The following is an 8393-nucleotide window of genomic DNA, read 5'->3' as shown; positions in this document are numbered from 1 at the left end:
CTGACCCTTGATGAACTGAGCCTGAACACCTGAGGTTGGCTTTCCATCGTCGGTGAATTTTGTTTGCATCCATGCCGCCGAGGCCGATCGGTCCAAAACCGGTGCGCCGATCCTCTGTTCGACGACGTCCGGAATGGCTGAACCTGACATGGAATTCCACGCCATCAGCGAGTCGCCAACAGCAATTACTTTTGCGTCGGGCGTGCTTGACGGAATTTCCTGGCATCCCATCAGGAAGCTGATCAGGCCAATTAGCAGAAACGGTTTTTTGGACATGGCAGACTCAGTTCTTGGAAATGTCTTTTGAACGAAAAGACAGGCAATTGGTAAATTCGAGGTTAATCTCTAAATGATACTATGCTTGTGATTTATTCAGTTTCGAAAAGCCGATGCAAGCTGTTCGGGTAAATCGAATTCTTCAAGAACGCGCGCACGACCCTCATTAGACATTTTGCGTGCTGTTTTTTCCACAATGCTCTGAATCTTTTCAGCCGAATGCTTGGAGGCGAAGGGCTGAAAATACCATTTCAGGAAGACAAAGCAGATCACATCTTCCAGGGCCTGCACTTCGGTGTCTCTTTTGATGCCTTGCTTGCGCAGCATGCGTCCCACTGCATCAATCTGATCCTGTTCGTATCCCTCCTGCGCCATCAAATCTGCGACAACTTGAGCATGATGTTCACCTTGCGCGCGTCGCCATGTAAGATACCCGGTCCGACCTTCCGGATACTCGGATCGTGCAAGTTTCCAGCGTTCGACATGTTGCCCACGTGCTGCGATCTGCAAGGGTTCCGAGGCGTCTGGGAACAGGCGATTCAGCTCTGCAGTCATCCGCTTTCCATAGAGCAGTGTTTCAGGCTGGTTATCATCCATATTGGGGTCGACAGAGTTGGCCGCATCAATGGCGTCCAGCACATTTTGCATCCGCGCGCTCATTTTTCGCTCCGGTCCTTGCTTGGCTTCATAAGTAGTGCCGCATGTCGCTGCGATAGCTTGATCTGTTCACGTTAATGAATGGCTGAGCGGATGGCAGCATTCAATCGAAAAGAAGCGAAGCAGAGAATAAATAGGCTGGATGTAGGGGGCGAGTTTTAGAGATATGTATCAGGGCCGGGCCATAGGGGAGGGAATGGCCCGGCCATCTTGCAATCATCATCCGGTTACTTGCGAATGACGGACTTATCCTTAGTTACCTGATCGGCTGACTGGTCGGGGAAAGTCAGCAAGGGGGTCAAGTTGGTATCAGGAATGCCCAGAGCCATTGCTGGCGCAGACAATGTTGCAAGTGTCAGTGAAAGGGTGATCATCAGGGATTTCATGGCCGTTCTCCAAACTGAACTGTTCCGTTCACTTCATTAAGTGTTGGCGCCGCCGGTCTTCAATGGAGAAAGTGAACTAACTGGTTCACTTCTGTGCATAGCAGGTATTCAAATTTGATTAGGTCAACTTCTAAAACGACTCGAACAGGGCAGGGAGTTCGTTGTGCACAGTGTTTGCCAGTGGTCTTGCGACTGCTGCGGCAGACAGGTAAATGCCGGGTAACGCATATGAGGGTTCCCATGTCGATTGACCAAAGCACCGCCGCCAAGGTGGCCAAACTGGCCCGGATCAAGGTCGAGGATGACGCGCTGCCGGCGCTGGCATCTGAATTCAACACCATTCTTGGGTTCATCGAGCAATTGAACGAAGTAGACGTCGAAGGTGTCGAGCCGATGGTTTCGGTCGAGCCGATGCGCCTGAAGCGTCGTGAGGATGTGGTCACTGATGGCAATCAGCAGGACAAGATTCTGGCCAATGCCCCAGATGCACGCGAAGGCTTTTTCGCCGTTCCCAAGGTTGTGGAGTAAGACATGAGCGATCTGAACAAACTGGGCCTGGCCGAGGCTCGTGACGCGCTGCGCGCTGGTGACGTAACCTCTGTCGAGCTGACAGAATCCTGCCTGAAGGCGATTGATGACGCAGATGCGCTGAACGCTTTTGTCCACAAAACGCCTGAGATCGCGCTCGAGCGCGCCAAGGCGGCGGATGAGCGGATCAAAGGTGGTGATGCCCCGTCAATGTGTGGCTTGCCGATTGGTATCAAGGACCTGTTCTGTACTAAGGGTGTCCCCTCGCAGGCGGCTTCGAAAATTCTTGAAGGTTTCAAGCCTGAATACGAATCCACTGTCTCCCAGCAATTGGCCGATTCAGGCGCGGTAATGTTGGGTAAGCTTAACATGGACGAATTTGCCATGGGTTCGTCCAACGAAACATCGATCTACGGCAACGCGGTCAGCCCGTGGCGCCGTGGTAACGACGACGCGCAGCTTACGCCGGGCGGCTCATCGGGTGGTTCTGCCTCTGCTGTGGCTGCAGATCTGTGCCTTGCTGCCACCGGTACTGATACTGGTGGTTCGATCCGCCAGCCTGCTGCCTTTACCGGCATCACCGGTATCAAGCCAACCTACGGACGCTGCTCTCGCTGGGGGATCATCGCGTTTGCATCTTCGCTGGATCAGGCCGGCCCGATGACCAAGAACGTGCGCGACGCGGCAATCATGCTCGAAGCGATGTGCGGTCACGACCCGAAAGATTCCACCAGCGCGGAACTGGCCGTCCCGAATTTTGAGGCGATGCTGACCGGCGACATCAAGGGCAAGAAAATCGGGATTCCTAAAGAATACCGCATGGAGGGCATGCCCGCCGAGATTGAAAAGCTGTGGGCCGATGGGGCCGAAATGCTGAAAGCAGCAGGTGCCGAGATTGTCGATATTTCTCTGCCGCACACGAAATATGCGCTGCCTGCATATTATGTGATCGCTCCGGCCGAGGCTTCGTCGAACCTCGCCCGCTATGACGGTGTACGCTATGGCCGCCGTGCCACGCTGGCGCAGGGCGACGGCATCACCGAGATGTACGAAAAGACCCGCGCCGAGGGCTTTGGCCACGAAGTTCAGCGCCGTGTCATGGTCGGAACCTATGTTCTGTCGGCTGGTTTCTATGATGCCTACTACAACCGTGCACGTAAGGTGCGGAACCTGATCAAGAAAGACTTTGAAGATGTCTTTGCCGCAGGTATCGACGCCATCCTGACCCCGGCCACGCCTTCGGCCTCTTTCGGTCTGGGTGAAATGACCGAGGCTGACCCTGTTCAAATGTATTTGAACGACGTGTTCACGGTGACCGTAAACCTGGCTGGTCTGCCCGGTATTTCGGTGCCTGCTGGTCTGGACACACAAGGTCTGCCATTGGGGCTGCAGTTGATCGGTCGTCCGTGGGAAGAAGGTGACCTGCTTAACACCGCCTACGCCCTTGAAGAGGCCGCAGGGTTTGTGGCCAAGCCCGGGAAATGGTGGTAAGCCTCAGGGCAACAAAACTAAGCAGAGCGGAGCAGCCAAATGCGCAAATTGCTTCTGATCCCGGCCATTGGGCTAATCGCTGGATGTGAGACCGTGGCACCAGTTGCCGGGACAGGTTTCAACACGCCCCAGTATCAGGCGCAGCGCGAAGCGCAGCTGGCAGGGCAGGGTGTTGCGGGAAATCCGCTTCTGCCTCCGTCCGAAGTCTCGCAGCAACCGCTGTCGGCGCAAGGTGCGGCGACAGCGATACCGCCGACCACCGGTGACAGCGCTGGCGACATCGCAAATCAGACGGCCGCCGCACTGGCGAGCACGTCGGGGCAGACGGTATCGTCCACAACCGTAGCTCCTTCGAGCAACACCGGTATATCTGACGAACAGGATTTCGGTGCTGTATCCAACCGGCGTAGCATCGAATCCGACGCCGCGCGGATTGAACAGAACCGCCAGACCTATGAAGTGGTCACGCCAACCGCAGTGCCTCAGCGTAGCCAGGATGGTCAGCCCAATATTGTACAATATGCGCTGAGCACATCTAACCCTGTTGGTACGCAGCTTTACAGCCGCGCGGGTTTTAACCTGCAGGCTAAAGCTGAACGGAACTGTGCTCAGTACCCATCATCGGATCAGGCGCAGATCGCATTCCTGTCCAACGGTGGCCCGCAGCGGGATCGCAAAGGTCTGGATCCTGACGGTGATGGATTTGCGTGCAGCTGGGATCCAAGCCCGTTCCGCAGTGCGGTCAACAACTGAGTCGCTGGTGCCGATCTGGCACCCGTCCCCTAATTTCGGACCACGCCGGGATGGTCTCGAACCGTCTTTGGTGGTCATCCACTATACAGCCATGGATTCTGCCGAGGCGGCGCTTGAACGCCTGTGCGACCCGGCCGCCGAGGTGTCGTCGCATTACCTGATCGCTGGCGATGGGCGCCTTTGGAAGATGGTTCGTGAGGAAGACCGCGCGTGGCACGCTGGCGCAGGGGAATGGCGAGGCCAAAAGGATATCAACTCCCGTTCAATCGGAATCGAGCTCGACAATCGTGGCGATCACCCGTTTTCCGAACTCCAAATGGCAGCTCTGGAGAATCTGCTTCAGGACATCATGGATAGGTGGGGCATAGCTCCTGATGGGGTGATTGGTCATTCTGACATGGCGCCCGGTCGCAAGTTCGATCCCGGAGCACGTTTTGACTGGCAAAGACTAGAACGGAAGAAACTGGCGCAACAACGCAGCTTTGGTGAAGATCCGCAAGCTGCAGCGATGCAATCGTTTCGTGCTTTAGCTCATGATGCAGGTTTCACAGCCGAAGCCGATGACGAGGTTCTGTTGGCCGCTGTTCGGCTAAGATACCGCCCCTGGGCGAAAGGGCCATTGGAGCCGACTGATCTTTCCCCGCTTCGCAATACTATTCGCCGGACCTGACTGCGCTTCACTTAGCTGCAAATGCCAAAGGGTTGAATTGGCTGTTGGCAAACAAGGAGCTGTCCCCTTCGTCGCCGTCTACACTTGACGTTGTCAGGCCTTAGGCATACCCACTCCCGGCGCGGAGGGCCGGATGGCCGCTGGGGTGCAAACCCGAGAGGAAAGTCCGGACTCCACAAGGCAACGGTGCCGGGTAACGCCCGGGCGGGGAAACCCGACGGAAAGCGCCACAGAAAACAAACCGCTTTGGTGATTCAGAGGTTCGCCTCCGGCAAAACCAGAGTAAGGATGAAACGGTGGGGTAAGAGCCCACCGCGTCCCTGGCAACAGGGATGGCACGGCAAGCCCCACCGGGAGCAATGCCGAATAGGGTCCCCGCGCGGGCCGGTCGGCGCCAGCCGATACCGCCGCTAGGCATGCCTTGGCCGAGAGGGACCGGGTTGGCAGCTGGAGCCGTGCAGCAATGCACGGCCTAGATGAATGGTCATCGAAGGGGGTAACCCTGGAACAGGATCCGGCTTACAGGCCCTCCGCGCAAGTTTTCCTCAACCTCCCGGAGGTGTGTAGACACCGGTGAGTTCAGCAGCCTTTTCGGTGATTGCCACAAAGTCCTCTGCGGTCCAGGCGCGTACGGTTTCTACATCCGAGACTGCGCCCGAAGCAGCGACAGCCATTCCGACGGCAACAGCGTCCGTACCATCCGGGGCCTCGCTGATGACAACCACATCGTTTCTGCCGGTCGTGACATAAAACGAAATCAGTCTGCCGCCAACTTTTTCCAACAATGCCTTTACGGGGCCAGTGCGATTTTCTGGCTTCTTCAGCATCCCTTTGACGCCCGCATGTGAATATGACGCGTAGGTAATGAAAATAGGCATATCGATCTCCTAACGAGAGGGTTTTGGGACCATTGATTGGGCCGGTCCCCTGGCCGGATAATTTGTTCAGCTTGCTGAAAAGATCGGAGCAGAGATCAGCCAGACACCAAAAGCGATCAGGACAATCCCCGTCGCAGGAGCAATCCACTGGGCGCGAGGAAGCAATTTTTCCAGTGCCACATACAGTGCTATCCCAACGATCCAAAGCAGGTTCATGATGCCGCCCACAAAGAGAAGGGCCATCAACGCCCAACAGCAGCCAAGGCAATAAAGCCCGTGCAGCGTGCCGGTGCGAAGCGCTCCTGTCGCGCCGGAACGATGATGCTTTGCGAGGAATTGTGCGGGGCTTTGGCAGTGGCGTAGACAAGCGGTTTTCAGGCTTGAAAGCTGATAGACGCCGGCTGCAACTAATACGAATCCTGCAAAGGTCTTGGATCGGATTGTCATCATCGGCCCATCCGACAGTCCAATGTGCTCCAAACCCCATTGAGCGCCCGTAGCAAGCGCGCTGAAGACAGCCCACGCTATGAGATAGCCCGACAGGAAAACGAGGCCGAGCAGGGCGACCTGGTCCTTTTCAGCCCCCATTCGTTTGATCGCAACATAGAGCAGGACGGTCGGCGCGGCGCTGGGTGTCATCATCGCGATCATCATCACCCACCACATCAGAAAGATGAGCACCCAATAAGTGGCGCTCCAGTGCGGTGCAGCACCCATCGACATCGGTTCGCCTATTGGGCCAGCCATGCGTGTCATCTGAATGGCGGACATGTCCATGCCAACGCCCGCGATAGTGTACCAGGATGCACCCAACAGAATCAGGCAGACACTGAACAGAACAATTGCGCGATCATGCCTTAACAAGCTTTCGACCGCCCCGGTTTGGGGCGGTTTCGAATTCACTGACACAGGATCGCTCCGGCTACGCGCCGATCACACCGTGGCCCGAGATATTCAGGTGAGCCAGATGTGCATGCGTAGCGTCGAATGTCAGGCTGATTGCTCCGCCATTGGTTTTGGCGGATCCCGACGCAGCTTCGGCATGGCGATACTCAAATCCGTTTGGCAACTGAATCGAGGCACGATGCGGTGCGCCCGATACAATATGCGGGATCGGGTTGACCTCGACGTCAAATACTCCCGGAGCTCTGGCATAGCCCCTGCGCTCTTCGCGATCCCAGTTAAGTTCGATTGGGATAAAGAGTGTTTCATGCTTCGCGGGTGCCATCGCACTGTAAACGTACCACATGGTCGCCATCTCATCGGTGTCTTCGCCCGTCATTATGGCTTGTAGGGCAGCCCTCTGATCAGCATTGGCCTTGTCGTCAATGATCAGCTGCATCTGGCCGTTGCCCTCATGAATAGGGCCAGGCCAGTAATAGACGCCTGCTGCTCGAACGCCGGCAAGATCCGTGTCCCCGTACCGCCCGCTCGTAATGTCAAAGACCACAACAGCCTCACAGTTCCCATGGGTTGGAAGAACGCTGAACTGGCATGGGCAACCGAAGTTGCAATTGCAATTGGCCAGTTCTTCGCCCTGAATAGTCCATTCAGTCATGATAGCCCCCCAAGAAAAATCGAACCTAAAAACCCTGCTGACAGAGTTTGTTGCCCGTTTCTGATGCCTCGCAAATTGAGCCCGCAATTGGCTTCTTGGCATTGTGGAGTGGGCAGAGATTATCACGGATCCGTGAACTCTCCAAACCACTGCGCGGGAAAGCGCCAGTTCGTATCAAATGATTTGTGATGCTTGTTGGCCGATTCTGGTTGACTCGGGCGTGCCAGCGGGTAAAAGCGCACGCTCATAGGAATTCAACCGAAAGGCCCCTGCCTTTTCGGACGCAGGAGATAACCATGGCGAAGCCGACGACAATCAAGATCCGTCTGAACTCGACCGCGGGCACGGGCCACTTCTACGTGACCAAGAAAAATGCGCGCACCATGACTGAAAAGATGACCGTTCGTAAATACGACCCGGTTGTCCGCAAGCATGTCGAGTACAAAGAAGGCAAGATCAAGTAATCTGCCGTCTTACATAGACATTTCTCGGAAAGGGCTCTGTGATCGCAGAGCCCTTTTTTAATTGACTGAGAACTTGTTGGTATCTTTGGTGCTGTCGCCGCTTCTGCCGTAAGCCGTTGCAACAGCGCATCAGCATGCAAGCCAATCTGTTCGTGCGTGGCTTGCATTTTCAGTTCACCTGCCGCTACGCTTCAGCAAATCGCTACAAAATGTTGACCGCCATGAAAAAAATCATATTGCCTGCTATTGCAGTTCTGACACTTTCGGCCTGCGAGGATCCGTTCAACCGTGAGGGCATCGGCTTCACCGGAATTGATGGAGAACCGCGAGATGTTGCGGATGTGAATGGGGCGGTCGCCTTCCTGCCACCCGAGACGAACGTACCGGCCGAACTGGCAGAGCTGCCGACGATCAGGGTCGCCACTGATAAGACCGAGTTGTCCAAGGTTGCGGGTGTGGCGATTACGAATGGCGGAAAAAACGTATCCAATGCGGTGCAGCTGTCTGGCGACCAAATCAACCTTTTCCTTAGCACGGTCAGCGTAAACGGTACCTTGTTCGGGGTATTGCGTACAGAGAGCGGTCATGTAGACAACTCCCTCGGCTCAATCTTCGGTAGCGAGACCGAGCGCTTTACAGGCTGCTTGCCTGCAGGCGATGTCTATCGCAAAGGAAACTCCTCACGTAGTTCGGGTTTCGCTGTTCCGCTGAACTGCAGCTGAGCGGAATCCA

12 protein-coding genes and 1 other RNA gene are annotated in these 8393 nt (G+C 55.8%); 7 read left to right on the top strand and 6 right to left on the bottom strand.

Annotated elements, in window-relative coordinates; all coding sequences use genetic code 11:
- The 3 genes from E1297_RS49275 to E1297_RS32430 all read right to left on the bottom strand — a co-directional run.
- The coding region (locus E1297_RS49275) for a hypothetical protein (protein ID WP_209016136.1) at positions 1 to 276 on the bottom strand (276 nt) is incomplete at its 3' end.
- A 96-nt stretch (positions 277 to 372) separates the two neighbouring features.
- Positions 373 to 936, bottom strand: coding sequence for a DUF4202 domain-containing protein (locus E1297_RS32435; RefSeq protein ID WP_155145378.1), 564 nt, complete (start codon positions 934 to 936; stop codon positions 373 to 375).
- 224 nt (positions 937 to 1160) lie between these two features.
- Positions 1161 to 1319: a hypothetical protein gene (locus tag E1297_RS32430; RefSeq protein ID WP_155145376.1), complete on the bottom strand. Its 159-nt coding sequence runs from the start codon at positions 1317 to 1319 to the stop codon at positions 1161 to 1163.
- 240 nt (positions 1320 to 1559) lie between these two features.
- Here E1297_RS32430 and gatC point away from each other — a divergent pair, with 240 nt between their 5' ends.
- The 5 genes from gatC to rnpB all read left to right on the top strand — a co-directional run bounded on the left by gatC (position 1560) and on the right by rnpB (position 5299).
- Positions 1560 to 1847 carry an Asp-tRNA(Asn)/Glu-tRNA(Gln) amidotransferase subunit GatC gene (gene gatC, locus E1297_RS32425; protein ID WP_155145374.1) on the top strand — a complete coding sequence of 96 codons (288 nt, stop codon included), beginning with the start codon at positions 1560 to 1562 and terminating at the stop codon, positions 1845 to 1847.
- Positions 1848 to 1850: 3 nt separating this feature from the next.
- On the top strand, positions 1851 to 3338 hold the full coding sequence (gatA, locus tag E1297_RS32420; RefSeq protein ID WP_155145372.1) for an Asp-tRNA(Asn)/Glu-tRNA(Gln) amidotransferase subunit GatA: 1488 nt from the start codon (positions 1851 to 1853) through the stop codon (positions 3336 to 3338).
- A gap of 39 nt (positions 3339 to 3377) precedes the next feature.
- Positions 3378 to 4091, top strand: coding sequence for a hypothetical protein (locus tag E1297_RS32415; protein WP_155145370.1), 714 nt, complete (start codon positions 3378 to 3380; stop codon positions 4089 to 4091).
- Positions 4092 to 4098: 7 nt separating this feature from the next.
- The gene (locus tag E1297_RS32410; protein ID WP_209016135.1) at positions 4099 to 4761 is read left to right on the top strand and encodes an N-acetylmuramoyl-L-alanine amidase; all 663 of its coding nucleotides are present in this window, start codon (positions 4099 to 4101) and stop codon (positions 4759 to 4761) included.
- Positions 4762 to 4882: 121 nt separating this feature from the next.
- An RNA gene (gene rnpB, locus E1297_RS32405) (RNase P RNA component class A) lies at positions 4883 to 5299 on the top strand.
- A gap of 7 nt (positions 5300 to 5306) precedes the next feature.
- On the opposite strand, the gene E1297_RS32400 is transcribed toward rnpB, so the two are convergent.
- The 3 genes from E1297_RS32400 to E1297_RS32390 all read right to left on the bottom strand — a co-directional run bounded on the left by E1297_RS32400 (position 5307) and on the right by E1297_RS32390 (position 7197).
- Positions 5307 to 5639 carry a GYD domain-containing protein gene (locus E1297_RS32400; protein WP_155145366.1) on the bottom strand — a complete coding sequence of 111 codons (333 nt, stop codon included), beginning with the start codon at positions 5637 to 5639 and terminating at the stop codon, positions 5307 to 5309.
- 66 nt (positions 5640 to 5705) lie between these two features.
- Entirely contained in the window at positions 5706 to 6548 is an 843-nt protein-coding gene (locus E1297_RS32395) for a DUF2182 domain-containing protein (RefSeq protein WP_209016134.1), read from the bottom strand.
- 13 nt (positions 6549 to 6561) lie between these two features.
- A complete protein-coding gene (locus tag E1297_RS32390) occupies positions 6562 to 7197 on the bottom strand; it encodes a DUF1326 domain-containing protein (RefSeq protein WP_155145364.1) in 636 nt (211 codons plus the stop codon).
- 296 nt (positions 7198 to 7493) lie between these two features.
- Between E1297_RS32390 and rpmG the strand changes: the two genes are divergently transcribed.
- Both rpmG and E1297_RS32380 read left to right on the top strand, forming a co-directional pair.
- The gene (gene rpmG / locus E1297_RS32385; RefSeq protein WP_007799108.1) at positions 7494 to 7661 is read left to right on the top strand and encodes a 50S ribosomal protein L33; all 168 of its coding nucleotides are present in this window, start codon (positions 7494 to 7496) and stop codon (positions 7659 to 7661) included.
- 134 nt (positions 7662 to 7795) lie between these two features.
- On the top strand, positions 7796 to 8383 hold the full coding sequence (locus E1297_RS32380; protein ID WP_170331575.1) for a lipoprotein: 588 nt from the start codon (positions 7796 to 7798) through the stop codon (positions 8381 to 8383).
- Positions 8384 to 8393: the final 10 nt, after the last annotated feature.

The organism is Roseibium sp. RKSG952 (assembly GCF_009711355.1).
This window is presented reverse-complemented; position numbering and strand designations above follow the sequence as displayed.

Coding starts and splice junctions, on each gene's coding strand:
- gatC (WP_155145374.1), top strand. CDS start 1,560: ATGTCGATTGACCAAAGCACCGCCGCCAAGGTGGCCAAACTGGCCCGG.
- E1297_RS32380 (WP_170331575.1), top strand. CDS start 7,796: ATGCAAGCCAATCTGTTCGTGCGTGGCTTGCATTTTCAGTTCACCTGC.
- E1297_RS32415 (WP_155145370.1), top strand. CDS start 3,378: ATGCGCAAATTGCTTCTGATCCCGGCCATTGGGCTAATCGCTGGATGT.
- E1297_RS32400 (WP_155145366.1), bottom strand. CDS start 5,639: ATGCCTATTTTCATTACCTACGCGTCATATTCACATGCGGGCGTCAAA.
- E1297_RS32430 (WP_155145376.1), bottom strand. CDS start 1,319: ATGAAATCCCTGATGATCACCCTTTCACTGACACTTGCAACATTGTCT.
- rpmG (WP_007799108.1), top strand. CDS start 7,494: ATGGCGAAGCCGACGACAATCAAGATCCGTCTGAACTCGACCGCGGGC.
- E1297_RS32390 (WP_155145364.1), bottom strand. CDS start 7,197: ATGACTGAATGGACTATTCAGGGCGAAGAACTGGCCAATTGCAATTGC.
- E1297_RS32435 (WP_155145378.1), bottom strand. CDS start 936: ATGAGCGCGCGGATGCAAAATGTGCTGGACGCCATTGATGCGGCCAAC.
- gatA (WP_155145372.1), top strand. CDS start 1,851: ATGAGCGATCTGAACAAACTGGGCCTGGCCGAGGCTCGTGACGCGCTG.